General features: G+C 38.4%; 30 protein-coding genes and 1 tRNA gene. 23 read left to right on the top strand and 8 right to left on the bottom strand.

Annotation, left to right across the window (positions count from 1 at the left end):
- Positions 1-105 precede the first annotated feature (105 nt).
- From FTU70_RS13440 to FTU70_RS13400, 9 genes are all read left to right on the top strand, one after another.
- Positions 106-1,140, top strand: coding sequence for a hypothetical protein (locus FTU70_RS13440; protein WP_180060738.1), 1,035 nt, complete (start codon positions 106-108; stop codon positions 1,138-1,140).
- A 292-nt stretch (positions 1,141-1,432) separates the two neighbouring features.
- On the top strand, positions 1,433-2,605 hold the full coding sequence (locus FTU70_RS13435) for a phage tail sheath protein (protein ID WP_180060737.1): 1,173 nt from the start codon (positions 1,433-1,435) through the stop codon (positions 2,603-2,605).
- 14 nt (positions 2,606-2,619) lie between these two features.
- Entirely contained in the window at positions 2,620-3,135 is a 516-nt protein-coding gene (locus tag FTU70_RS13430) for a phage major tail tube protein (RefSeq protein WP_180060736.1), read from the top strand.
- 73 nt (positions 3,136-3,208) lie between these two features.
- Positions 3,209-3,544, top strand: coding sequence for a phage tail assembly protein (locus tag FTU70_RS13425; RefSeq protein WP_180060735.1), 336 nt, complete (start codon positions 3,209-3,211; stop codon positions 3,542-3,544).
- Entirely contained in the window at positions 3,451-3,672 is a 222-nt protein-coding gene (locus FTU70_RS14460) for a GpE family phage tail protein (protein ID WP_318653967.1), read from the top strand. Before FTU70_RS13425 ends, FTU70_RS14460 begins: the two co-directional genes overlap by 94 nt.
- On the top strand, positions 3,669-6,512 hold the full coding sequence (locus FTU70_RS13415) for a phage tail tape measure protein (RefSeq protein WP_180060734.1): 2,844 nt from the start codon (positions 3,669-3,671) through the stop codon (positions 6,510-6,512). Before FTU70_RS14460 ends, FTU70_RS13415 begins: the two co-directional genes overlap by 4 nt.
- A 12-nt stretch (positions 6,513-6,524) precedes the next feature.
- Positions 6,525-6,950: a phage tail protein gene (locus FTU70_RS13410; RefSeq protein ID WP_180060733.1), complete on the top strand. Its 426-nt coding sequence runs from the start codon at positions 6,525-6,527 to the stop codon at positions 6,948-6,950.
- Positions 6,947-8,170: a contractile injection system protein, VgrG/Pvc8 family gene (locus FTU70_RS13405; protein WP_180060732.1), complete on the top strand. Its 1,224-nt coding sequence runs from the start codon at positions 6,947-6,949 to the stop codon at positions 8,168-8,170. The genes FTU70_RS13410 and FTU70_RS13405 overlap by 4 nt, the downstream gene beginning before the upstream one ends.
- A 74-nt stretch (positions 8,171-8,244) precedes the next feature.
- Positions 8,245-8,547 (top strand): ogr/Delta-like zinc finger family protein, encoded by a 303-nt coding sequence (locus FTU70_RS13400; protein ID WP_373685346.1) that lies wholly within the window; start codon positions 8,245-8,247, stop codon positions 8,545-8,547.
- A 110-nt stretch (positions 8,548-8,657) separates the two neighbouring features.
- On the opposite strand, the gene FTU70_RS13395 is transcribed toward FTU70_RS13400, so the two are convergent.
- The 3 genes from FTU70_RS13395 to FTU70_RS13385 all read right to left on the bottom strand — a co-directional run bounded on the left by FTU70_RS13395 (position 8,658) and on the right by FTU70_RS13385 (position 11,185).
- Positions 8,658-9,008 (bottom strand): hypothetical protein, encoded by a 351-nt coding sequence (locus FTU70_RS13395; protein WP_180060731.1) that lies wholly within the window; start codon positions 9,006-9,008, stop codon positions 8,658-8,660.
- A 120-nt stretch (positions 9,009-9,128) separates the two neighbouring features.
- Positions 9,129-9,887, bottom strand: coding sequence for a DUF4435 domain-containing protein (locus tag FTU70_RS13390; protein ID WP_180060730.1), 759 nt, complete (start codon positions 9,885-9,887; stop codon positions 9,129-9,131).
- A 2-nt stretch (positions 9,888-9,889) separates the two neighbouring features.
- Positions 9,890-11,185, bottom strand: a complete 1,296-nt coding sequence (locus tag FTU70_RS13385) for an AAA family ATPase (RefSeq protein WP_180060729.1) — start codon at positions 11,183-11,185, stop codon at positions 9,890-9,892.
- A 403-nt stretch (positions 11,186-11,588) separates the two neighbouring features.
- Here FTU70_RS13385 and FTU70_RS13380 point away from each other — a divergent pair, with 403 nt between their 5' ends.
- The 3 genes from FTU70_RS13380 to FTU70_RS13370 are packed head-to-tail and all read left to right on the top strand — an operon-like array spanning position 11,589 to position 12,658.
- Positions 11,589-11,792, top strand: coding sequence for a hypothetical protein (locus FTU70_RS13380; protein WP_180060728.1), 204 nt, complete (start codon positions 11,589-11,591; stop codon positions 11,790-11,792).
- Between the two features lie 3 nt (positions 11,793-11,795).
- Positions 11,796-12,110 carry a hypothetical protein gene (locus FTU70_RS13375; RefSeq protein WP_180060727.1) on the top strand — a complete coding sequence of 105 codons (315 nt, stop codon included), beginning with the start codon at positions 11,796-11,798 and terminating at the stop codon, positions 12,108-12,110.
- Positions 12,107-12,658: a hypothetical protein gene (locus tag FTU70_RS13370; RefSeq protein ID WP_180060726.1), complete on the top strand. Its 552-nt coding sequence runs from the start codon at positions 12,107-12,109 to the stop codon at positions 12,656-12,658. The genes FTU70_RS13375 and FTU70_RS13370 overlap by 4 nt, the downstream gene beginning before the upstream one ends.
- A 228-nt stretch (positions 12,659-12,886) precedes the next feature.
- On the opposite strand, the gene FTU70_RS13365 is transcribed toward FTU70_RS13370, so the two are convergent.
- Positions 12,887-13,237, bottom strand: coding sequence for a hypothetical protein (locus FTU70_RS13365; RefSeq protein ID WP_180060725.1), 351 nt, complete (start codon positions 13,235-13,237; stop codon positions 12,887-12,889).
- An 81-nt stretch (positions 13,238-13,318) separates the two neighbouring features.
- Between FTU70_RS13365 and FTU70_RS13360 the strand changes: the two genes are divergently transcribed.
- From FTU70_RS13360 to FTU70_RS13310, 11 genes are all read left to right on the top strand, one after another.
- Entirely contained in the window at positions 13,319-13,525 is a 207-nt protein-coding gene (locus FTU70_RS13360) for a hypothetical protein (RefSeq protein WP_180060724.1), read from the top strand.
- 5 nt (positions 13,526-13,530) lie between these two features.
- Positions 13,531-13,758, top strand: coding sequence for a hypothetical protein (locus tag FTU70_RS13355; protein ID WP_180060723.1), 228 nt, complete (start codon positions 13,531-13,533; stop codon positions 13,756-13,758).
- Between the two features lie 2 nt (positions 13,759-13,760).
- Positions 13,761-13,943, top strand: coding sequence for a hypothetical protein (locus tag FTU70_RS13350; protein WP_180060722.1), 183 nt, complete (start codon positions 13,761-13,763; stop codon positions 13,941-13,943).
- 14 nt (positions 13,944-13,957) lie between these two features.
- Entirely contained in the window at positions 13,958-16,672 is a 2,715-nt protein-coding gene (locus FTU70_RS13345) for a toprim domain-containing protein (protein WP_180060721.1), read from the top strand.
- A gap of 25 nt (positions 16,673-16,697) precedes the next feature.
- A complete protein-coding gene (locus FTU70_RS13340) occupies positions 16,698-16,907 on the top strand; it encodes a hypothetical protein (RefSeq protein ID WP_180060720.1) in 210 nt (69 codons plus the stop codon).
- 70 nt (positions 16,908-16,977) lie between these two features.
- The gene (locus tag FTU70_RS13335; protein WP_257222599.1) at positions 16,978-17,232 is read left to right on the top strand and encodes a hypothetical protein; all 255 of its coding nucleotides are present in this window, start codon (positions 16,978-16,980) and stop codon (positions 17,230-17,232) included.
- Positions 17,233-17,311: 79 nt separating this feature from the next.
- Positions 17,312-17,950, top strand: coding sequence for a hypothetical protein (locus FTU70_RS13330; protein ID WP_257222598.1), 639 nt, complete (start codon positions 17,312-17,314; stop codon positions 17,948-17,950).
- Positions 17,947-18,147 carry a hypothetical protein gene (locus FTU70_RS13325; protein ID WP_180060719.1) on the top strand — a complete coding sequence of 67 codons (201 nt, stop codon included), beginning with the start codon at positions 17,947-17,949 and terminating at the stop codon, positions 18,145-18,147. Before FTU70_RS13330 ends, FTU70_RS13325 begins: the two co-directional genes overlap by 4 nt.
- A gap of 2 nt (positions 18,148-18,149) precedes the next feature.
- Positions 18,150-18,890, top strand: a complete 741-nt coding sequence (locus FTU70_RS13320) for a 3'-5' exonuclease (RefSeq protein WP_180060718.1) — start codon at positions 18,150-18,152, stop codon at positions 18,888-18,890.
- Between the two features lie 88 nt (positions 18,891-18,978).
- Complete coding sequence (locus tag FTU70_RS13315) at positions 18,979-20,139, top strand: Arm DNA-binding domain-containing protein (RefSeq protein ID WP_180060717.1); 1,161 nt, start codon at positions 18,979-18,981, stop codon at positions 20,137-20,139.
- A 315-nt stretch (positions 20,140-20,454) separates the two neighbouring features.
- Positions 20,455-20,531 (top strand) — tRNA-Pro (locus FTU70_RS13310).
- Positions 20,532-20,721: 190 nt separating this feature from the next.
- On the opposite strand, the gene FTU70_RS13305 is transcribed toward FTU70_RS13310, so the two are convergent.
- The 4 genes from FTU70_RS13305 to FTU70_RS13295 are packed head-to-tail and all read right to left on the bottom strand — an operon-like array spanning position 20,722 to position 22,925.
- Entirely contained in the window at positions 20,722-21,198 is a 477-nt protein-coding gene (locus tag FTU70_RS13305; RefSeq protein WP_154321033.1) for an OmpA family protein, read from the bottom strand.
- The gene (locus FTU70_RS14375) at positions 21,191-21,550 is read right to left on the bottom strand and encodes a diguanylate cyclase domain-containing protein (protein ID WP_257222596.1); all 360 of its coding nucleotides are present in this window, start codon (positions 21,548-21,550) and stop codon (positions 21,191-21,193) included. The genes FTU70_RS13305 and FTU70_RS14375 overlap by 8 nt, the downstream gene beginning before the upstream one ends.
- Positions 21,551-21,591: 41 nt before the next feature.
- Positions 21,592-22,425, bottom strand: coding sequence for a CHASE sensor domain-containing protein (locus FTU70_RS13300; RefSeq protein ID WP_257222595.1), 834 nt, complete (start codon positions 22,423-22,425; stop codon positions 21,592-21,594).
- Complete coding sequence (locus FTU70_RS13295; RefSeq protein ID WP_180051401.1) at positions 22,422-22,925, bottom strand: YfiR family protein; 504 nt, start codon at positions 22,923-22,925, stop codon at positions 22,422-22,424. The genes FTU70_RS13300 and FTU70_RS13295 overlap by 4 nt, the downstream gene beginning before the upstream one ends.
- Positions 22,926-23,215: the final 290 nt, after the last annotated feature.

Below are 23,215 nucleotides of genomic sequence, written 5' to 3'. Positions count from 1 at the left end.
TGTTCAAATGGCGATTCAGCGTTTAATTGGTTTTGGGAAAAAAGAAGAGTTTAAGGAAATTTTGGCAATTTTAAGAAAGCAGAATCCTGATAGGATAAGGGTTCTGTGAAATTTGTCGTGTACAGAGTTGTTTTAGTAAAAGGTCGTGGAGTTATATTTTACAAATGTGTTGCGTTTGATATTCGAATCGGTTGGTGTCACGCCACTTGGCCTGAAAACTTTGTAGCTGGACCAAATGATAATCAAACATTAGAAGAAGGCTTTAGACATTTCATTTTTACTGAAAATCGTGTGCATTACTGTCATCCATTTTTTTTAGTTAATAAAGGAGATAATGCTCAAAATCTTCGTGGTGTAAGAATACAAAACAATGATTTAGAGGGCAGAGGTAGACTAATTGATGGTTATGCACGTGATGTCTTAATAACTGGAAATAACGGGTATTGGCGAGATACAGCAAACGACACTATGATTCTTAATGGCGGGGAAAATATCAATATTATTTCAAATAATTTTTCTGCTGTTCACAAAGATGGCGTTTTAAAAAAGCATTGGGGGGGCACTTTTTTACGGTTACTCGGTAAAGTAGATGGGTTAAATATCCATAACAATACATTTGTCGGTCTAAAAGCTAACATGCTGCTAATAAACCATCCAACCATAAAATCTGAAAATATTTCATTAAAAAACAATAAATATTCCTTGTGCTTCACTGAAACAACACATGCTTTATTTTTGGAAAATGGAAATATTGATATTTTGACAATTGAAGATTTACCAATAAAAGCTTTGTCTACAACTCACATGCCTTATAAGAGATCTAATTTAACCCAAGCAATTAATAACTTTACTGTAGATACAATAGTATACGGATCTAATTATTTGCATAATTTTCCATCATATTATGGTCGTTCAACTAGGAAACAAGGATTTTATACTGGGACTGGAAATACTGAGTCTCAAAATATATTAATCGGATACTTTCCTAAAAAAGTCGATATAACTACTAAAAATGGAACATTAACTAGAAAGATCACCCAAGACTTTACTCAAGAGGGTGCAACGTTAAATTATAGTGGTTTAACAGTAACAGGTGTCTTAAATGAGTTGGGAACTTTATATGTCTGGGAAAGTTATTAAAATGGATCTACAAAAATAATTTACATTGAAAAGTCGAAATATTAATTTGTAAAACCCACTTAATACAAGCTCATGCACTTGGGCTTTACTAAGACTCATGCAAGCCTGTTTGTTGAAATAAAACCTCAATAAACAGGCCTTTTAAGGCAGAAACACACCACTGCTATTACAGATACAACAATAATCCAAGTTTTTGTATATAACCCATATACAAGTCCAACCAATCGCAATTAAAAAGCCATTTTGTAAGCCTGTGAACTGTAATTAAAACAACAGATCACAGGCTAATTTTATGGCTACAGATTCATATCATCACGGTGTCCGAGTTCATGAACTCAATGAAGGCACACGTCCAATTCGTACCGTTTCAACAGCAGTCATTGGATTAATTGCAACAGCATCAGATGCAGATGCAGAGCTATTTCCATTAGATACAGCGGTACTTTTGACCAATATTCAAGGGTCTATTGAAAAAGCAGGAACTCAAGGCACTTTAGCCCGTTCATTACAAGCCATTGCAGACCAGACCAATGCTGTAGTGGTCGTGGTGCGTGTCGAACAAAAAGAAGATCCAGCAGAACAGACCACTGCAGTCATCGGTGGGCAAGTAGGTGGTAAATATACAGGCATGAAAGCTTTGCTTACTGCAGAGCAAAACCTGAAAGTAAAACCACGTATTTTGGGTGCACCAGGACTTGACACAGCAGAAGTCACAGCATCGTTAACAGGCATTGCAGAAAAATTACGTGCATTTAACTATGTTTCAGCCTATGGCTGTGAAACAAAAGAAGATGCCGTGGCTTATCGTGACGCAATTGGCTCACGTGAAACAATGGTGATCTGGCCAGACTTTTTAGGTTGGGATACAGCAACTTCAAGCACCACCACTTTTGAAGCAACCGCTCGAGCACTTGGCTTACGTGCAAAAATTGATAACGACACAGGTTGGCACAAAACCCTTTCAAACGTACCTGTAAACGGTGTCACAGGCATTTCAAAAGATGTGTTTTGGCAGCTACAAAGCATGGACACCGATGCAGGCTATTTGAACTCAAATGAAATTACCACGCTAATCCAGCGCGATAGCTTCCGTTTCTGGGGGTCGCGTACTTGTTCAGTCGATCCGCTTTTCGCATTTGAAAACTATACCCGTACAGCACAGGTCATTGCAGACACCATGGCAGAAGGTCATTTGTGGGCTGTAGACAAACCACTTCATCCAAGTTTGGCCCGTGACATTGTGGAAGGCATCAATGCCAAATTCCGTGATTTAAAAACTCAGGGTTATTTAATTGATGCGAGCTGTTGGTTTGATCCATTCGTCAACTCAAAAGAAACACTGAAATCGGGTCGCTTGATTCTGGATTATGACTATACGCCAGTACCACCACTAGAAGATTTAACACTTCGCCAGCGTATTACAGATCGTTATTTCTCTGACTTCGCCGCCCGTATGAACGCATAAAAGGATAACAAACGATGGCTTTACCTAAGAAACTGAAAATGTGCAACCTGTTTAATGAGGGTAATTCTTACCTTGGCCAAACAGGTGAAGTCACTATTCCAAAATTAGTACGCAAGTTTGAAAACTGGCGTGGCGGTGGCATGAATGGCAACGTCAAAATTGATTTAGGTTTGGGGGATGATATTTCCGAGTTTACTTGGAAACTTGGCGGTATCGACTCTCAAATTATTGAACAGTTTGGTGCAGTCACCGTTGCTGCAAACATGCTGCGCTTCGCAGGCTCATATCAGCGTGATGATACGGGTGAAACGGAAGCTGTAGAAATTATTGTTCGTGGTCGTCATGAAGAAATTGATTTCGGTAATCAAAAGGCGGGTGATGATACTGAAACGACAATTAAAACACAGTGGTCGTATTACAAATTGAGTATCAATGGTGTTGTCAAAATTGAAATTGATATTCCAAACCAAATTGAAATTGTGAACGGTGTAGATCTGCTCGAAAAACACCGTGCCAACATTGGTATCTAACTTTTCCTACCCTTCTGAAGTCACTGTACTGCAGAAGGTTTTTTTACATCTTTTTTATATTCAAGGAATTAATATGCAAACTCAGGACCAAACTCAAAACCAGAAACTTATTCAGGCAGAAGCACAAACAATTGACTTGGATACACCAGTCAAAATGGGTGATTTGGAAATTAAACAGCTAGAAATTCGTAAGCCAAATGTCCAGGCATTACAGGGCGTAAAAATTGCGGATTTATTGCAGGGCGATGTGAACTCAATTTGCACAATTCTGCCTCGTATTAGTAGCCCAACCTTAACCAAAGCAGAAATCAATCAATTAGAACCTTCAGACATTGCCCAAGTTGCAGGTGTGGTGATGATTTTTTTGCAGACGAAATCAGTTCGTGCCCAGCTGTTACAGCAACAGTAGAAGATGCGATAGCCAACATTGCGGTGGTGTTCCACTGGCCACCGCAAGCATATAGCGATATGCATTTATTTGAGTTGATGCAATGGCATCAAAAAGCCATTGAAAGAAATGGAAACGATGCTGAATGAAACCCTTAAAATTAGAAGTCATTTTTGGTTCAAAAGACAGTTTAAGCCCTGCACTGAAGCACATGATTGGAGGCAGCAAAGCAGCTGCCTCTGCTCTTGAGCAAACGACCAAACAAATTGCCAAATTAAAACTAGATCAAAAGAATATCGACAGCTTTCGAAAGTTCAGAACCGAGCTGGATCAAACTACTGCTGAAATTAATAAACATAAACAGGTCATTTCTGATTTAAAAAAACAATCAGATTTAGGTCCACTGACCAAGCAACAAACTCAAGAATTAGGTAAATCACAAAAAGCCTTAGAACGCTTAAATCAGACTTATGGCCAGCAGTCACAAAAGTTGACTGAAACAGTTCAAAAGATGAATCAGGCAGGTATTGCCGTTGAATCATTAACTCAGGATGAGTCCAACTTAAAAGACAAAATCCTTCAAACGACTATGGCATATACCAAACAGAAACAAGCCATAGACCGAATTAATGCAGCACAGCAACAATATCAGCAGACACAGGCAAAATTACAGTCTGTCAAAGACGTTGCAGGCAAAGGCATGATGCTTGCAGGCGCGGGAATGGCTGCAACGGCTGTACCAGTCAAACTTGCGGTAGATTTTGAATCTGCCATGGCTGACGTTAAAAAAGTTGTAGATTTTGGTGATCAGCCAACCGTAGCTGCTGCAGGTTTAAAAGCTATGTCAGATGAAGTGGTCAGAATGTCCACTTATTTACCCATGGCTGCTAAAGACATTGCAACAATTGTCGCGGCAGGTGGTCAGTCGGGTATTGCTAAGGGGGAGCTGACCCGATTTGCAGAAGATGCTGTAAAAATGGGTGTAGCGTTTGACACCACAGCAGAAGAAGCAGGGCAGAGCATGGCAGAAATGCGTACAGCGTTTCGTTTGTCTCAAAATGAAGTAGTTACCCTTGCAGATAAAATTAACTATTTGGGCAACAACACACCAGCCGCTGCAAAATCTATTATGCAAATTGTTCAGCGTATTGGCCCACTTGGTGAAGTCGGGGGATATGCTTCAGGTTCTATTGCTGCGCTTGGTGCTACGCTTAAAGGTATGGGGGTTCAAGAGGAAATTGCAGCAACAGGCATTAAAAATATGATGCTTGCTTTGGTTTCTGGTGAGGCTGCAACGAAGTCACAAAAGGCAGTATGGAAATCTTTAGGCTTGGACTATGTGCAAGTGGCCAAAGACATGCAGGTCAATGCTGAAGAAACCACCATGAAAGTACTGCAGTCTATTTCCAAAATGGATAAATACGAGCAGGCATCCATTTTAAAACAATTGTTCGGATCCGAATCTTTATCTGCCATTGCACCTTTGCTCACAAACATGGAAGCCCTGCAGAAAAACCTAGATATGGTTGGTGATTCGACCAAATATGCAGGCTCAATGAATGCAGAATACGATGCGCGGGCAGCAACTACAGCAAACAACCTATTACTGTTAAAGAATAATCTCTCTGCAATTGGCATTGTCATAGGCAATATTTTATTGCCGCCATTAAATGCATTTACTGATAAAGCCAGAGGAATACTTGAGCATGTTCAAGAGTGGTCACGTGCAAACCCAACTTTGGCATCTACCTTGGTCAAATTGGCTGTAGGCGGGATTGCTGTTGTAGGCGGTATCAGTGCAATTGCCTTGACTATTGCAACTGTACTTGGACCACTGGCATTTTTAAAAATGTCATTGGTGAGCCTAAGTGGTGGCATCGGTATTTTCTCAGGTTTACTGAAAGCTTTGGTTTTGCCTATAAAAATGATTGGTACTGCTTTTTTATGGGTGGGGAAAGCAATGCTGGCCAATCCAATGGTGTTTGCGATCACCGCAATTGTAGCTGTGGTCGCAGGCGCGGCATATTTAATTTATAGAAATTGGGAGCCAATCAAAGGATTCTTTACTGGTGTATGGAATGCTATCAAAAACGCATTCCAGACAGGTGTCAGTTTTATAAAAAGCATTATTGTTGGCATAGATAGCGTATTTGCATCAAACCCGATATTAAACGTATTAATGCCGTTTATTGGCATACCTCGGTTGATTATCGCCAATTGGTCAGTTATTTCAGGCTTCTTTACTAACCTGTGGTCTGCAATTTTAGCGATCGTATCATCTTCGGTTTCTACTGTTGTGGGCATGGTAACTACAGGCTTTAACGCTGCAGTAAGTTTTACCAGCAGCATTTGGAATAGTATTAAGAATATCGTCACTGCTGCATGGCAGGGACTATGTAATATTTTCATTGCCATTTCACCATTGCCGTACATCACGAGTGCATTCAATTCTGTTTTTGCATTCTTGGCAGGGTTATATGAACGGATGCGATCTATAGGGTCCAACATCATTCAAGGTTTGATTGATGGGGTCAAATCAGGTTTTGGAAAACTCAAAGACCTGTGGAGTACGGTCAACTCTTACATGCCAGATTTCATGCGTAAACGTATGGATATTCGCAGCCCATCACGGGTAATGGCAGGAATTGGTGGGCATATTATGGGGGGCTTACAAGTTGGCCTACAAAATGGTTTCCCAAGCCTCAAAAACAAATTCTCTGCCGTGGCAGATGTTTTCAGCTCTAAAAATTCAGATTTAGGGCAGGTGAATATTGCCCCTGCGCTTTCAAAAATTAAAAGCAAGTCAACGCAACAATTCGGCAGCAGCAGAAAAGATGTCGTGGTTCAAGGCGACACAATCAGCATTCAGATTCATGCTTCACCAGGACAAAACATACAGCAACTGCAACACATGATTGAAAGCGTACTGAATAAACGTGAGCAGGAAAAACTGTCTCGAATCCGTAGCAGCTTTTTAGACCAAGAATAGGAATAATCAAAAATGATGATGATTTTTGGCATGTTCGTATTTTCTATACCAACAGCGACTTATCAACAATTACAGCGTTCGACCACGTGGAACCATGCCAATAACAGCCGTGTAGGTTCCATGCCCGCATATCAGTATGTGGGCAAAGGGGAAGATAAAATCACGCTGGATGGTTCAATCGTACCTGAATTTGGCTCCCAGCTTTCCCTAACTGCATTACGGGCAATGGGGGACACAGGTAAGTCATTTCCGCTTATTGCAGGCAATGGAAAAATTTATGGCTTATGGGTACTAGATTCTGTTGAAGAAACTCAAACCTACTTTTTTAAAAATGGTAAACCCCGCAAAGTCGAGTTTTCACTAAAACTAACCAAAACTCAAACCGCTGGCCAGCTCATTGGTAATGTATTGGGCAACATGGTGAGTAACCTATTATGAGTTTATTGTCCGACTTAAAAAATGGGAGCTACCCACATGCAATTTATCGGTTATTGGTGAATGGTACCGATATTGGTGGCATAGTTCAGGATCGCTTGATTCGTATGACCATTACCGATAACCGTGGCATTGAAACGGACTCCATTGAAATTGATCTTTCTGACCATGACGGTTTACTTGAAATTCCACCCAAAGGTGCAGAAATTGAAGCATGGATTGGCTGGAGCAACACGGGTCTGGTATATAAAGGCAAATATCTAGTCAAAGAGCGCAGACACACGGGCGCACCCGATGTACTCACGCTGCGAGCAGAATCTGCAGACTTGAAAGCTGCCTTTAAAAAGAAAAAGGAACGCAGTTTCGATAGAAATACCATTGCCGATATTATTAAAACGATTGCTGCTGAACACGGCCTGATTGCCAAAATCAACCCACAATTGGGTGCTATTGTTTTGCCGCATATAGATCAGAACGAATCCGATGCAAACCTGATCACCCGTATTGCAGATGAACATGATGCGATTGCCACCGTAAAAAATGGCAATCTGTTATTTATGCCCAAGGGTGAGGGAAAAACATTCAATGGTAGTCCATTTCCCGATACCATTATCACCCGTGACTTAGGCGACTCGCATAGCTTTAGTGATAGCGATGGTGCAGATGAAGTATCGGGCGTCACGGCTTATTATTACGACAACAACAAAGCCGAAAAGCAGAAAGTCACCATTGGCATTTCAGATGAAAACACCCGCGAAGTGCGTGGTATTCAGCGTGATAAACAAACTGCAGAGCATGTAGCACTGGCCGAGTACAATAAAATTAAAAGCAAATCTGCTCAGTTCAGTTTTAAATTGGCATACGGCAACCCACAGCTCATACCAGAAGCACCTTTAATGTTTCTGGGCTTTAAGCCTTTAATTGATGAAATTATTTGGCTTGGCACAAGAGTAGTGCACCAACTAGATGCCAGTGGCGGCTTTACCACTTCCTGTGAAGCAGAAATATACTTGCCAGACTCTGACGATGTTGCACAGTTGATTGAGTCCAGTGTTGGAAATTACACAGGCGTATTGGCGTATTACAAGGATGGAAAAAATACACGAAAAGTAACAGAGGGCGATCAGACCACACCTAAGCGGCTGACATACCTATATGTGAATAAACTGACCGCAACAAAAGCAGTAAAAAGGGAATATAAACAATTAAAAGCTGATAAATGAATACAAGAGGACAAATATTTATTCTTTTAAATTATAATGGATTAATATTTGTTCTTTAATGTAGGGGAAATAACGTGGGGCATCATCAACCTAAAACAAAAATACCGAGTTCACGTCCTCAGATGCTGTGCCCACATTGTCAGGCAGCCAATTTAAAGATTCGTTCCAGTGAACCCAAACATCCATTTTTAAAAGTGATTTGGTTGCAATGCCCTAATCATTTTTGTGGGTTTACCTGCGGTGGAAATATTGAAATTACTCACACTGTTTCACCAAGTGCCATGCCCAACCCAGACGTTCAGTTACCCACCTTAAAACAAATACAAGAACTTAAATCTGCAGAAGTAATAGATACGGAAGCTGTGAATGACGCATGATTCACAGCAACTTTTTGAACTATTTTATAAAAATATCACTTTGGAGATGAACCTCCTAGATTGTTCTTGTTGAAGATTCACTATTTCAACCTAATCTCAATTAAAAAATATTACTCTTCTATGATGATTCGATCCCATTCTGCTTCTTCCAAGTTAGCTATATAGTCTAAGTGGATAGGAGAAATCACGAAAGTCATCCCGTTATTTCGCTGTTTGAAGACAAAACCAAAATTAATCATCATATTCTGAGGGTCTGGAAGAAAGAATACTCGCGGCTCACCGACAAAATCACCTTCCCAACCTAATTTGTCAGCTAATTTTTGTGCATATTTCCATTTGGTTGTTGCAGATGAAAATGCGAGTTGAAATTCTTCTATATTCTCTTGAGGTGGATACAAATCCACTAAATTTTTAAAAAATTGATCAACTGAAGGTAAGAACTCCCAATAATGATCAATCACGAAAAATCGATAGCCGTAGAGAATCATAATTATTGTCTACTTATAAAAATAATGTGCCATTATATTTGCATAACAGCACACTATAAACAAGAAAGTAAAATAATAAGATGTTTCAGAGCTTTATGAAGCTAACCGTTCAACTTCAGAAAATATCCGATTAAGATGGATTCCTCGACCTGTGATCGCAGCTTCTTCCATAATTGTTTTAGTATTGTATTTTGCACCATCAGTTCGCTTACCTAAAGACTGAACAGCTAAAGGCAATAAGCATTTCCCCCTGAACTTCAAGGCATAGTTGTTCAATAGATCATTGTAGAGTTCCTGAGGAAAAATTTCGCCTTCCTTCAGAGCACAATATGCATCTATAGTGGTTTGAGACTGAAAAAAATTGCTAGGGTGTATTTTTAACTTTTCACTATCTGCATTGGCATTTGTACAGAATCGTGTGATTGCCAAAGCGAACCATTTTAAATAAATAGCTAAACAATCCTTAAATGATGAATAAACACCTGTGCCCTGCATAAGGGCATCAAGCTGTTTATCTATATAGACATCATTTTCAATAGAGTAGCCACTGGTATAAATGATTCTAGGATGCTGAAAATCTTCAGGAATTCCAGAAATAACCCAAGAATCTTGATCAACAATAAAAATTGCGTTGTCTATACTGGGTGTATTTTTTAATTGAGTAAATACTTCTAGAACCTTGTCTCTGCCACCTGCAGCTAATACGCTAATATTTTTATCTAAATTGCTACTGATTAGGTTGCGATACACAATAATGTCATCAACACCTTCAACGACTACATATTTAGTTAAGGTTTGTCTTTGTATCATTGAAAGGATTACAGCAACAGGAAGTGGAGTAGATACGCTCATATTTAAAACTCAGAACAACCTTTATCTACATTAATAATCAGTTCTTTATCTGGAAATAGACTGTAAATAAAAGGTGAATGAGTACTGATAATAAATTGGTTACTCGGGTTTTGCTCTTTTAGTAAGCTAAACAATCTATTTTGCCAATCTACATGCAAGCTCAACTCTGGTTCATCAATGAAGAAAATAGTGTCATTGTGGAAAATATTGTAGGCAACAAAGGTTAAGAACTGCTTTTCCCCAGCAGACAGGTTATTAATGGTTAAGTTAGAACTTTTTTCGTTTTCAGTTTCATCAAATTCAAACTGTTCAAAATCGAAATATTGATCTTCATCATCACTTTCGAGGTGATCAGGGTGCAAAGAAAGAGGTTCATGATCTAAACCAAAATCAGCGGGAAAGTCACGTTTATGAGAAAAATAAATGTTTTGGTCAAACTCAATATTAAATAAAGGCATAAAATTAGACACAGCTGTTCTAATTTTATTAAGAGGAGTATTTAATCCTTGTACTTCAACATCTAACTCCTCAATTTTCTTACTTAACATAGTTAAGTTGCTAATATCTTCTGCATTTAATTTATTTTTCTTGTTACTCAGCATTAAACTAATTTTTTTTGATAAAAGGTGAACGCTATCTGTTTGAAGCATATTCACTTTTTTCATGATTTCTGCATATTTTTTCACGAGAAAACTGTCAATCTCTTTTGCAGAAATACTCGTGATAAATTGATGCTCTTTTTTGGTTAAGCTTTTAGATAACTTATTTAAAGATGTTGCGATATCGTTGTATTCATTTTCGTTATTGAGTTTTAGATAAAACTCCTTCACAACATCATGTTTAATGTCATATTTTTCTGTTGTAAAACCACCTTCAATCATTCGGAAGGTAGGCATGAAAAAAGAAGAGTCTATATATTGTGTAAAAAACCAAGACATATTGGTTGTTGAGCTTTTATTGAAAAAATTTTTTAAATTTTCGTCTTTTTCAATGCCTTTGAGTTGCAACAACTCGGGATTTATAAGTCTAAGTGTGCTACTAAAAGGATGCTCTTTATCATCAAAATCGATGTAGACAGTTAATTCGTATTTGTCAGTTATCAATTGTGCAGTTTTAAAATTAATTTCTGCCACTGCTTTGTCGAAGTTGCCGCTAATTAAATACCACATTAATTTTAGAATAGTGGTTTTTCCAGCACCATTACGGCCAGAAAGAATATTTAAGTCATCGTTGAAATTTAAGATAAGTGGCTCATCACTTCCGTGAAGACCATGAACTTCAAATTTTTTAATTTTCATAATACGTTGCTGAATCCATAAACATTAGTGAATTATACATTTGAAAAATAATAAATTTTAGGATGACCAATAATGCTGCAACATGAACGTATTTCTTAAAACAATCATTGCGTTATCTTGACATAGCAGCACACTATAGGCAATATAAAAAAACGCAGCAAAATCTGCGTACAGATGTGGAAGTCTGTTTTTACAAAAGAGAGCAAAAACATACCGCTCTATAGCGGCTTTTTTTTGCCTAAAAATGTCTGATCGAATAGACTCGTCTATGGTAGATCGGGCAGGGCAGTCTTTGACTGGCCGTTGTCTCTTTTGGACGGTACTTCCACCCCTGTTCGGTCTGCCACCATTTTGTGGAAGAAATGGCGGTAGGTTCAAAACCTAACAAAAGAGAGTTTCCGTCATGAAAAGACAGATTCAACCCCGTGCCTCTGCACACCTCAAAAATGCTCACCTCATCGAGCACACTCCAATTTACGACCTAGAAGCGTACCAACAACGCCAACGTAAAAATAAACGTCATCAAATCTTCAAGTATGCTGCAGAAACTAGCATGTATTTCTGTGCAGCCGCTTTGACTTTTTTAATGCTGTTCTGGGGAGTGTGATTGATGAAAAATAATATTAAGAATCAGCTTGGTGAATTACTCACACAATTGCACCCGCAACTTTCACCCGAGCAACGCAATACCATAGGCAATGCCATGATCTTGCTAAACGACTTGCCCGATCTCATCGATGAGTTGCAAATGGCAGGTCAAATCATTCAAAACAGCATCAACATAATGAATGATGATCAACGCTTGCAAGTCGCAAGACAAAATCAGAACGCAGGTCTAAGCCTAAATAACGGCTGGGCATTTCGTACCGAGAAACGCCAGCAAACACTTGCCCGTGTCAAACGTATTTTGGGAGAGAACGCATGAATAAAAGCATCATTCCCTATGTACCAATTGCAGATCGGGTACAAGCAAAAACGCATAAAAGCCAGCTGCTCTGCCAACGCTTGTTTGAAGTGGTAGATAAATGCGTGTATGCACAATTTTCATTTAATCATGATACTAAAAAGGGATATCTCTCTATTTGTCCCGATCAGATCAACGACCTATTAAATGAAGTCGCAAAGCAGGAAAAAGTCGATTATCAAATCAATATTGAGGTACTCAAAAAATCATTACCCGACTTGATTTATCCTAAATTTAATGGAGAACGCACTGTTACTAGCCCAATCTGGAACCAGAAGGAAATCCGTGTGTGGCAATTTCAATTAAATCAAATTGCCCAGGGGGAAAACATGCAACTTCAGGATAATGAACTACTTTTAGATCAAGCGTTGGCAAGCCTAAGAGTATGGAGACAATCACTTGAAGCAATCACTGGAGACAAGGATGTTACCTATAACAACAATGACCTTGTCTATAAATTGATGGACATTGAGCAGAAGCTAGTAAAAGTACAGCAGTCATTTGATTAAATGAAGATGGTACCCTTATTAATGAGGGTACCTCTTAAGTTTGTTTATCAAGCAACAGTCAAGCAAGTAGTAGTTTAGTATGTCAAAAGTGATGTCTATACATTTCTTTTTATTATCAATAGTTTGATTTAATTTCTTGTAAAGTCATGTCAAATATAAAGTCAAATAAGCAAGATTACTGTTTTCCTTAGCAAGGCACAGTCAAACAAAAACAGGTGGAAAAAGTATTTATTTTTGTTCTCTTTCCTTGGCCATAACTGTGCCTAAGCCAAGTAAAGCAGACTGCGCTTCAGGACTAAGCTGTCTATACGCTTTCAATAAAACACTTTCTTCACTGGTTAAACCTGCAAAGTCAGGATCAATACCCAGCAGCACATAACGAATATCAATACCTTTTTCATGCAGTTTAGCCAAGTAAACCCATTGGTCTGGCACCTTATTTCGCACGTAATTGCCTAGGGTATTTTCATGTGCCCCAATATCACGGCTCAGTGATTTTGCTCGCAAGTTGTTTTTTTCTAATTCTGATTTAAAGCGATCAGAAATGATGGCGGACAGCTCATCATAATTTTCGGACATAAATATCACCTTTTACTATTGAAAGCACATAATAATGTGCTAAAGTGTGTCTTAGCATACCACTATGTTCTAGGATACTGTATGAGCACATTAAATTCACCTACTGCATCAAAGAATTCGAGCCGTTCAAAAAAGCTTGAAGGTGGCCGTATTCGTTTTGCTGTCTACCTTCCGCAAGAAGAAGCCGATTACATCGAACAGCTTGCCGATCGACTCCAACTTAGCCAGTCCAGCATCATTGCCAAGATCTACTACCAAGGTAAAAACATCCACTTATTAGAGGACTAACCTTTATGAGAAAGCAAAAACGAGACAACCGCTACAACATCAATTTGACTGATGATGAATCACAACTTTTTGAAGTTGTGTCAAAGCTCACTGGAGTTAATCCTGGTGTCATTTTGCGTCAAATGGCAATGAAACAAGCTATCGCCACTCTTATCGCAGAAGACATTCAAGAAGAATTTAATCTAGAGGAGTACTTGAAAAAAGGCGCATCAGACCACCTTTCTAGGAGCTGAACATGCCAATTCAAGAAATTGCTCTCACGGATCAAGAGAAACAAGTTGTAGCGGAAGTACAACAAACATTGGGCTTTGCAACCATTGAAGAAACTATTGAGTTCCTAGCAAAACAGCGTATTCGTGAAATGCTTGCAAAGCTCGCAGGACAAGAACTCAAACGTAACCATCGGCATTTGTTTTAAGGCAGTTTATAAAAATGATGTTCCCAGAAACTCAAACATTGGTTGTAGATCGTCTTAAAGCTGAATATGAGTTCAAAGAACGAGACGATAAACTTCGCTTTGGCAAATGTCCGACTTGTTTACATAAAGAAGCGTGGACAAGTTTAGAGTCGCCATGGGTGATTCATTGTCCACGCAATAATAAATGCGGCACTCCAACTTATATTCGTGATCTATACCCAGACCTGTTCGAAAAATGGGAAAAACGCTTTAAGCCTACAGCCGAACATCCTACGAAAACAGTAGATGCCTATTTGGTAGAAGGTCGTGGTTTGGCCATAGATCAGCTAAAAGGCTTATACACTCAGGAATATTACAAAGATTACGACACTCAAGTCGGGTCTATCACTTTACGTTTCCCAATTACAGATGAAGACGGCAACCATGGTTGGTGGCAACGCATTTTGGATGAACAAGGCGTATTGCCTAAAACCATGTTCAAAAAAGGCTGGAAGTCACAAGGTCATTCATGGCTTACACCTAATACCAACTATATCGAATCAAAAGAAATTTGGATTACTGAAGGTATTTTCGACACCATCGCATTGTGGTTATCGGGCATCACCAGTTTTAGTTGCTTATCTGCAGGTGTAGGGTATTACCCATCCATATTTTTAAATCAGATCAAACAGAAGTGTGAAGCAAACAACTTGCCACTGCCTAAATTGGTCTGGGCTTTTGACAATGACAAAGCAGGTCATGAAGGCATTTTCAAAAACTTGGAAAGAGCCGCGGCAGAAGGTTTTGAATGTGAGGTTGCCTTACCGCCTGGTGGGCGAAAAAAATATGATTGGAATGATCTATATAAGCAGAACCGTCTAAATTTTTCAGATTTAGAAACATATAAATATTTTGGTGCATTGCTTATCGCAGAAAAACCTGTGGATAAAGCTCTACTTATCTACAAGCGTTATGGCAACAAAACCTTTCCATTCGACTTCAATAACCAAGTTTATTGGTTCAAGCTAGATAATGATAAATACGATCAGTATTTAAAAGACATCAACTTTGAAGATGACAACGAAGATTGGCTTGAATCTGAAAAAGAGACAGCTCAAGCATCACGTCGTGACGCAGCACTAAATGCAGCAGCCAACGTTACTAAAATTATTAACTGCAAACCGACCGCATTGTATTACCAGTACAGCGAAGACACCGATGAAGCTTGGTATTACTTCAATATTGATTTTCCACGGAATCAGGTATCTGTAAAAAACACGTTTACAGGTTCACAGCTTGCTGCAGCGTCGGAATTTAAAAAGCGTTTATTGGCCGTAGCACCAGGCGTAGTTTACACAGGCAATGGTACCCAGCTTGATCGTTTACTTGAACAGTGGATCGAAGACATTAAACGTGTCCAATTAATCAATTATGTTGGTTATCACAGTGAACTAAAAACATATGTGCTTGGTGATCTTGCATACCAAAACGGAAAACAGTTCAAAATTAACAATGAAGATTATTTTGAACTTCCAAAAAATATTAATTTAAAAAGTCGCACTCCATTTACGCTTGAAATTAACAGCAACGAAGCTGACTACCAAAAGCAATGGATCACAGACTTAATAGATGCCTATGGCGTAAAAGGCTTAATTGCACTAACAGCATTTTTCGGCAGCCTGTATGCACAGCAAATTCGTAAAACACACAAATCCTTTCCTTTTGTTGAATTGGTCGGTGAACCAGGCACAGGTAAAACCACACTTTTACAATTTTTATGGAAACTCTTTGGCCGTATTAATTATGAAGGGGTAGACCCGAACCCAGGCAAAACATCCAAGGCAGGTTTAACCCGTACCTTCAGACAAGTTTCCAACTTGCCAGTTGTATTAATTGAATCAGATCGTGAAGGTGAATCTGCAGCAAAGCAGTTTAATTGGGACACATTAAAAACACTTTACGATGGTGGCTCACTTGGTGCACAAGGTGTAAAAAATGGGGGGAATGAAACCTACGAACCACCTTTTATGGGCACTTTGATCATTAGTCAGAACGCTGAAGTATTGGCATCTGAAGCAGTTATGGGGCGTATTGTTCACGTCAAGTTTTATAAAGATCAACTGACCAAAGAAAGTTTGTATGCATCTCGCAGACTGTCCAAATATCAACCTGACCAACTGAGCCAGTTTATTTTGCACTGCCTTAAAAAGGAAAACGCAATACTTGAGGCATTCAACTTAAACATGCAAAGACATGATGCCTTTTTACACGAAGAACAACACAGCATACAAAACGCTCGTGTCGTGCATAACCATGCTCAACTCATGTCATTGTTTGATGCGCTTTGTCAGCATGTTGTAGATGTACCGGTACAAATGCAAAAGCAGGTTCAAACAGAATTCCGAACCATGGCACAAGCACGTGACAAGGTACTTAAATCAGATTCCATCATTGTTCAGAACTTCTGGAACACGATAGAAGAAATGGAAGATGCAATTCGCAACCCAACCCATGACACCATTTTGAATCACTCTGCCAAATCAGATCTTTTTGCAATTAACTTTGCCCATTTATATCGCGTGGCAGCAGATTACCGTTACTCATTGCCAGAAATGAACGAATTGCAAAATGCATTAAGACACAGTTTGCATTACCGCTTTGTTGAAGCCAACAAAGCAATTCAAAGCAAAATCAGTGGCACAACCAAACGCTGCTGGATTTTTGAAAAACCAACGTCACAACGGGACTAATCCCATGATTGGAGGAAGTTAAAACATGAAATTTAAAATTGAAGTATCAAAAGTCTATATACAAGACGCAGTTGTGGAAGCTGATGATGCTGATCATGCGAGAGAAATTGCTAAAGAAATTTCGGATGAAATGGTAACTGACTTTACCACTTTTATTAAAAGCAACTGGAATGTCGCTCAAGTTGATGATTCAGAAAAAGTGACTTATGAACCTATACAGGATTATTTGAAATAAGAGTTTTTAATAAGCACACATGCAAAAGCGGTCACTTCTGCATGTGTCACACAACTACTGGAGAGCAATTATGCAAAATGATTCTAGCTTAACCATGAGCAATGTATCAAAAGTTTTAGAAATACATGCGGAAATGTTACAGACCAACCACTACTGTTATTTCGAGCTTGCTTATACACGTTACACAGAGTGGATGGTTTGGATCTGTAGTAATGCACGTGAATTAGATCCTAATCGCAAAGTTTTATTACAGGGGCAAGGCTCTACACCAGAAGAAGCATGTGAAATTGCATTAAAAAATTATATTCAGGAACTGTCATCATGAATTTAAAAAATGCCTTGTTGCTAAATATGATCATTTCTACTTTTATTTTCGGCGTTCTCTACCTAGTTGGAGCATTCCAATGAAAAAACAAAAAATTGCTGCGCTCAAAGCAAAACGCGAAGCTGAGTTAAAAAAGAAACAAGCTGTAGCAGCTGCAGGACCGTATGAACTTAGCATGACATTTTCGGTTGATGAAGTGAACGATGTTGTAGAGCAGTACCGTGAAGAACATCATTTGGAAGATTCGGAGGCTACACCAGAGCATGTTGCATATTCAGTTTATAGTGGTGACTTAATAATTTGCCTTAAAAACCTTCTTATTCCACTGGATCAAGAATGGCTACTTGGCATTGATAGCCATTATTACAATGCAGAAACTGATGAAGTCATGACTGTACCAGTGCAATTTCAAATGCCAAAAATGAATTTCAATGAGTTCAAATTCGGCAGCAAACTCACTGTCGATCGTGGCCATGGTTTAAAAACCCGTTGGCGCGGAATTAATGAAGAACTCAATGAGATTTTACTTGCAGATGTACCTGTTGGTTTTACCCGTGTACGCAGTGATGCCAAACTGAGCTGCTTCACAGGATTTACTGACTATAGTTGCCTGAAAGAGTTCAACTTTGTGAAAAAACTGATTCGTAAGCATGGTTTAGAAGGTGTCAGAAAATTAAACGAAGTAATAGCTCAACATAAAGAAGGACAGGTGGTATGACATACTTTAAAAATATTGCGGTCGCTCGTCAGGCAATTACAGACAAGCATGGCCAACAAAAACCACAACTAACTTTTTGCGCTGAAATGTCATGTCCGATTTGTAAAGCAGGAACTTTGAGTTATCAAATTAGTGCTGTAAATGGACATATTGCAGCGGAATGTTCGACCAGTGATTGTGTGAAATGGATGGAATGAACATGACAGCATTAATTTTTGACACTGAAACCCACAAATTGCATGGTGACATTATTGAGGCTGCGGCAATTGAAGTGATCTTTCCTGAATTTACCAATGATTTAGAGATCATGCTCACTCAATTTGAGTTTTCAAAACGCTATAAGCCAAGTGAATCAATTCATCTTGGAGCAATGGCTGTCCATCATATTTTAGACGAAGACTTAGAAAAATGTCCGTCATATACCTGTTTTAAAATGCCAAAAGACGATGTGCAATATTTGATAGGACACAATATTGATTATGATATTGCCGCGCTCAATCGAGCTGGAACAACAACAACGAATATCAAATCAATTTGCACATTGGCAATGTCCCGGTATTTATGGCCAAGTTTGGAAGCGCATAACTTAACAGCATTGGCATATCATATTAGTAGCAATCGTAAAGCCACAAAACGAGGTCTGAAAAATGCCCATTCTGCTTTAAATGACTGCAAAACAACATTTTCATTGTTAAGAAAAATTGTTCAGGAAAAAAACATTAAGTCTTTAGAAGAACTTTATGAATTTTCTGAGCAAGCAAGGTACCCAACCCATATTTTTTTCGGAAAATATAAAGGTTGGGCTATTCAAGACCTTGAAGACCAGAATATTCATTGGCTTTTGGGCAAAACCGATGATCAATATCTGCAAATTTCATTGGAAAATGAACTACTTTCACGCGGCAGTATAGACGAACAGGACGAACTTCCTTTCATCTAAATACACACCTCTTACGCACCTCCATTCGGTGGTGCGTTTCTTTTAAAATATTTTCAATATTTATAGATACTTAAATGTAGGGCAACTTATGTCTGCAGGACTAGAAATACGTGGTAAAAGTATGCGTATTTGGATGAAACCACATCCAACCGAACCAATAATCAAAGAAACCTTAGATTGGCCATTCACACCTGAAAATGAAAAACGTGCACAGCAACTGGCCGATCTGATTAAGCTTGAAATCCAGCTCGATCAATTTAGCTTGGCCAAGCACTTTCCCAACTCTAAAAACTTAAAGAAAAATCAGGTGAGTTACTATGCTGAGTTATATTTACGAACCACAATAAGAGAAGTTGCACCAAGCACCTTTGATTCATACAAAGGGCATGTGAATAATCATATCTTACCCAAATGGGGCAAATTGCATCCTAAAGATATCAATACCAACATGCTGAAAAGATGGATTGATCAACTCAAAGAAACCTTAAACAACAAAACAGTCCGCGAGATCCTGACAAGATTTTCACAGGTGCATGCAATTTGGCGTGATGAAAATCAAATCCCGTATAACCCATTTCAGAATATTGTGATCCATCAGGTAGACACACCAGAACCTGATCCTTTTTCTAAAACTGAAATAGCCATGATTTTGAATACTGAAACCGATTTAGATATTCAAAACCTTTTACCTTGTCTTTTCTGGACAGGGCTTTCTATGTCGGAGCAAATACCTATTGCCTGGGAAGATATTGATCTGGAAAAGGGGACCATACAAATTTCGAGATCTTATGTGCGGGGCATATATCGGGTCACAAAAAATAGACGTAGAAAAAGACACATCAAACTACTGCAACCCGCTGTTGATGCTTTAAAAAAGCAATATTTACTCACTGGCAATATGCGCGGTAAAACAATTGAAGTATTGCAGCGGGATAACAAAACAAAAAAAGTTGAAAGGGTTAGGTTCGTCTGGATCAATCATGAGAGATCCAATCACTTCGAATATCATGAGTTGCGTTATCGCTGGAATAAACACCTGCAGAAAGCAACAGTCAGAAAACGTGGAATTAACCAAGGTAGACATACATTTGCAAGCCAACTGCTGACATCTGGCCATGTACCTCCAGAGTGGATTGCAGAGCAACTTGGCCATACTGATACATCTATGATTTATAAACATTACGGCAAACTGATTGCTGAAGACTTGCCTGACTATATTTCAAAGTTGAACAACTACATCAATATGTAAGAAAAGTTACCTTCAGCTTACTGCTATGGTGTAATGACTTTCTTTTATAAGTGCCTCATTTGTTGGGCACTTTTTTATTTATTACCTCATTACTTAATATCTGCATAAGTGTCAGTTTGGTCAATTTGCATAGAAGAAAATTGATTATCAAAAAACAGAAAAAAAGAGATTCAAAAATAATTGTTTTCAGTTTTGAGAGACAAGAAATTCCCATATTTGAATGCTTAAACATTAGGATATTACTTAAGTTGCTAATTTATAAAGAGGTATATGGGTAAATGTGATGGGTTCGAATCCCGTCATTCACCCCAATTTCGGAGCATAGCACAGCCTGGTAGTGCACCTGGTTTGGGACCAGGGGGTCGTAGGTTCGAATCCTACTGCTCCGACCATTTTCTAAATAGAACAGATGCTAAGTATAAATGGTCAAGTCAATAAAGATACCGCGTTAAGCGGTTTTTTTATGCCTGAAATTTGTGAAAGCCTTGTTAGGTTTAAAATTGGCTTCATATTAGTTATTGGTCGGCATAAAAAAGCCTCAAGAATGAGGCTAAAAATAAGAAAGTTTTAGTGTCTTTTTTATTAAGGCACAATCGTCACATTGACGCGTCGGTTGGTGGCACGATTTGCTGGTGTGTCATTGCTTACCATTGGTTGTGTTGCACCGCGCCCAATCACCTGAATATTTTTTCTTTCAAAACCTTGATCTAAAAAAACCTGAGCCACATTTTGGGCGCGTTTTTCAGAAAGGGTTTGATTGTAGCTGGCTAAGCCTAGGTTATCTGTGTGACCAATAAACTTGAGTTTATCCAAGTCATATTTATGCAGCTGTTGTGCCAATTGGTTCAGGCGTTCTTTTTGGTTGTTTTGAATGGCGTATTCATCAAAACCAAATAACAAGCGTTCAGGCAGGGCTAAAGTCCAGCCATCATCACTTAAAATAAAACCTTCTTGTTTTAGCATGCGTGCCTGCTTATAGCTGACATTCCCTAAACTCATGCAAGCACTGAGTGAAACCATAACAAAAATAAGTGTACCGATCAGAACTTTTTTAAGCATAAGGAACCTGTTTATTGTTTGATTGAGGTGAAATATACCATTTTGATTGATCACGTTTGGCTTTGAGCATTGCGCGATCGACATCGGCAATTAAATTTTCAGGAGTTTTGGCATATTCAATCAATGCTACGCCAATACTGACATTTAGGGAAACTTGTTGCTGTTCATACCTAAATGTAGAGCCATAGCACGCATGAATCTTTTGACAATAACCCTCTAATTCTGAAGTGGAGTGTGAGCCAGTTAAGATTATTGCAAATTCATCGCCACCTAAACGCGCAACAAACGCATGTGAGGGCAAAATCTGAATTAGACAATGCGATGAATCACGCAAGATATTATCGCCAGTCAAATGCCCAAATTGGTTATTGATTTGGTTAAAGTTATTAATATCTAAAAAAATACTGCGGCCGTAGCAGAAGGCTGGGTAAATAGCTTAAACAGTGTTTCATAAAAATAATTACGATTTGGTAGCTGCGTTAAATTGTCGTATTGTGACTGAAATTGCAGTTTATGATTTTCGACCAATAAATTTTTATGGGATTGTTCAATTTCATTGAGTAAGCCATTAAAGGCATAACTCAGTTCATGAAGTTCTTGAATATCTGAACTTGAAACGTGCAGCTTATAATTTTTTTGTGCACTGATCTCCTGTGCCGAGCTGACAATAGAACTTAAAGATTGCATGAGATATTGATAAATTGAATTAATTGACCAAAACACAGCAATTAAAAGCAAAATAAAACCGAAAATTAAACCTAAAACGATTTTATAAAAGAAACTAACCAAGTCACTAGAGTTTCCATACACCACCAGTTCGCCATAGTTTTGCTGATCATGGTCAATACTCAGCCGAACAGGATGATTAAAAAACAGATAGTCCAATAAAGCCTGAATTGAAAAATACTCTAGACCTTGCTGTTCAATAAAGGCAATACGTGTCTGTTTAGGTGAGCGTACTTCAATTGAACGAATAGAATAACGCTGCGTATGTTCAGAGAGAATTTTGTTGAGCGTCATTTGATCATTAAAAACCACTGCAGGCTGAATGCGTTCATTTAATGCTGCAGATAAACTTTGCAAACTATTTTTTGCGAAGGTGTTCATGGTGTAGGTTGAAATGACCAGAAAAATCATTGAACAAATTGTAAAAGTCAGAGCAAAGATAGTGAGTTGTGCGCGTGTGAATAATTGATGCAAGGTAATTGGAGTGTATAACTGCTTCATGAGTTTGACTCCGATGTTTTTGCAAGCAGTAATACACGCGGATCAATATGCACTTGAGATTGAGTCAAGCTTTCCATGTTGACTTTAAAAGCATAGTTATCATTTTTTTTATAAAGACAAAAAGCGCTGCCAGTTTCACATTCCAGATTGTTTAAACTAATAGATAGGGCTGGAAATCGAACTTGAGTATTTAAGGTATGTTGTTCTTGTGCAGCAGAAAGCGTAGAAAAAATTAATATTTGACAATTACTTTTAGATATTTCATGGCTTTGAATGGGTTGAATGTCATATTTATTATGTAATGGGGCATGTTTTTTGAATTGTTGTGCAATATTATCTTGATTTACAAAACAAAGTTTGGGCGTGCTAGCTTGCCATTTTGCATACGCTAAAATGGAGAATGTAGTGTTATAAAGATTTGATGCAGGTGCAGCATACAAAATAGGTGTTTGCATTGCTACAAATGACAGCAAGGTTATTATTTTTAAATTTTGAGTCATTTCAACACAACACGAATGAACATTAAAGTAGTGTAGCTAATATTGGAAAATAAGCATACTGCTAATTTTGAGCAAGAATGATACAGATCTAAATGATTTTGCCGAATAAATAACCGTTCGGACTAAAAAACTGATAAAACTTAAAAAGAGGGGTTGCATGGCGAAATATTTGCCCTATAATGCACATCCATCGGCGGTGATGAAGATTAAAACTTCTGATAAAACAATGACTTGATTGAAATCGATTGGGTTGGGTTTTAGAAAGAAAGTTTAAAATAATTTAAATTACC

This window comes from Acinetobacter sp. YH12135, from assembly GCF_013418565.1.
Classification (GTDB): domain Bacteria; phylum Pseudomonadota; class Gammaproteobacteria; order Pseudomonadales; family Moraxellaceae; genus Acinetobacter; species Acinetobacter towneri.
Note: the sequence above shows the minus strand (reverse complement) of the source record. Positions and strands in the feature narration are given on the sequence as shown.